Genomic DNA, 1,409 nt, shown 5'->3' on the forward strand with positions numbered 1-1,409 from the left:
ATCGTTAGAATGAGGTGGTGGCTGGTTGGCCTCACGCACAGCGTGAAGGCGTCGAAACCAAAACCAACCAACCACCATGAATCACGAAAGACTGAAGGAGGCGTTCCTGCAAGGCGGAGAGCGCGAGGCGGCGGAATTGTTCCGCGAGATGATGAAGGGAGCAGTCCGTCTCGGCTTGCTCGAAGCGATGGCCGAGGAGGTCGATGTGCTGTGCGGACCGCGCTACCGGCCGGATCCGAACTGCGCCTGTCACCGCGCCGGCTCGGAGCGGGGGGTGGCGTTCCTCGACGGAGGCAAGGAGGAGATCCGTCGACCCCGGGTGCGTCATGAAACCGAGGGCGAGGTGCGTCTGGCGACCTACGAGGCTGCATCGAGTGCGCAAGGAATGTTTGATCAGGTCGTGGCCGCCGTCGCGCAGGGCATGCCGGTGCGCGGGGTGGAGCGGGCTTTGAATGGAGCGGTGAGCAAGAGCGAGGCGTCGCGGATGTGGGTCGAGAAAAGCCGCGAGCAGCTTGCCCTGCTGCGAGAGCGCCGGCTCGACGACGCCGACTGGCTGACTTTGCTGATCGACGGAGTGTGGCTGACGCGCGAGCTGTGCGTGGTGATCGCCGTGGGCATCGATGCAGAGGGAAACAAGCGGGTGCTGGATTTCGGGCTCGGCTCCTCGGAGAGCGCGGCGGTGGTGGCGTCGCTGCTCGACGGCTTGGAAAAGCGCGGTTTCGCGCCCGGATCGGGCCGCCGACTGCTGGTCCTGCGGGACGGGAGCGCGGCGATCGAAAAGGCGGTGTCGCGGCGCTGGCCGGACTCGGTGCGCCAGGAATGCCTGGTCCACGCGCAATCCAACCTGCGTGAGAAGGTCCGTCAGCGCGACCGGGCCGATATTGACCGTCTCTTCAAAACGCTACGGGAAGCCCAAGGGCGGGAGGCAGGCGAGGAGGCCTTTGAGGAGCTGCTGGAGTTTGTCAGCGAGCGTAACGCTGCGGCAGCGGTGGCGCTCAAGGAGAGGCGTGGAGCGCTGTTGGCCTTCCATCAACTCGACGTGCCCGCGACGCTCAACACCACGTTTCTGAGCACGAACCTCATCGAGAACGTGATCCGCAACTGGCGGGCGCAGAGCGGTAACGTGAAGCGTTGGAACGAGAAGGCCGACATGGTGCCTCGTTGGATGGCTTCGGGTCTGCTGTGGGCCGAAGCAGGCTTCCGCAAGGTTAGGCATGCAGGCGACCTCCCCCGTTTGGCGTCCGCGTTGTCGCTCTACGCTCCGTCCTCTGTCGCGGCTGACGCCGCGCCCTCGTCCTCTGCTCCGAGCGACAACGCGGGGCAGAAGCAAGCTTGTCAGAAAGCCACCAACCGATGAATCTCAACCCGACCGGCTCCCACCGATTCTAACGATCTGAGGGACATCCCCG

General features: G+C 65.0%; 1 protein-coding gene. It reads left to right on the top strand.

Annotated elements, in window-relative coordinates; all coding sequences use genetic code 11:
* Positions 1–76 precede the first annotated feature (76 nt).
* Positions 77–1,357: an IS256 family transposase gene (locus ABXH26_RS20545; protein ID WP_353568977.1), complete on the top strand. Its 1,281-nt coding sequence runs from the start codon at positions 77–79 to the stop codon at positions 1,355–1,357.
* Positions 1,358–1,409: the final 52 nt, after the last annotated feature.

Origin of the sequence: Haloferula sargassicola, assembly GCF_040362925.1 — a bacterium.
Classification (GTDB): Bacteria; Verrucomicrobiota; Verrucomicrobiia; order Verrucomicrobiales; family Akkermansiaceae; genus Haloferula; species Haloferula sargassicola.

Bases quoted from the DNA above. Each gene is read 5' to 3' on its own strand.
- ABXH26_RS20545 (WP_353568977.1), top strand. From the start codon at position 77: ATGAATCACGAAAGACTGAAGGAGGCGTTCCTGCAAGGCGGAGAGCGC.